Annotated in this window: 1 pseudogene; it reads left to right on the forward strand. The window is 77.3% G+C overall.

Features of this window, described 5'->3' with window-relative positions:
* Positions 1 to 481: pseudogene (locus JMF97_RS30570) on the forward strand (epimerase); the annotation flags it as partial.

Consider the following 481-nt stretch of genomic DNA (forward strand, 5'->3'; position numbering starts at 1 on the left):
GTGGGCCCCGGGGATGCGGCGGGCAGCCGCGTGCACCCGAGGAGAGGCAGGGGGCGCCGTGGGCGGCGAAGCGTGACCGGGCGCTGTTCGCCGAGGCGGACGGGGTGGTAAACCTGGCCGGTGCCGGGGTGGGTGACCGCCGCTGGAACGACAGGTACAAGCAGCTGGTCCGTTCCAGCCGGGTGGACACCACAAGCACCCTGGCCATCACCATCGCCGGGCTGCCGGCCGCGGATCGGCCGGAGGTGCTGCTGAACGCCTCGGCGAGCGGCTGGTACGGCAACACCGGCGACCAGGTGGTCGAGGAGGACGCGCCGGCCGGTGAGGGCTTGCTCGCCGACGTGGCCGGGGGGGGGGCGGGCGCGACCCGACCGGCCGAGGCGGCCGGGGTCCGGCTGTGGCGGCCGCGCACCGGGCCGCCGCTGCACGCCGCAGGCTGGCCCGCCCAGTCGCAGCTGCTGCCGGTTCACCCCTGGCCCCG

The organism is Micromonospora fiedleri, from assembly GCF_016774385.1.
Classification (GTDB): domain Bacteria; phylum Actinomycetota; class Actinomycetes; order Mycobacteriales; family Micromonosporaceae; genus Micromonospora; species Micromonospora gifhornensis.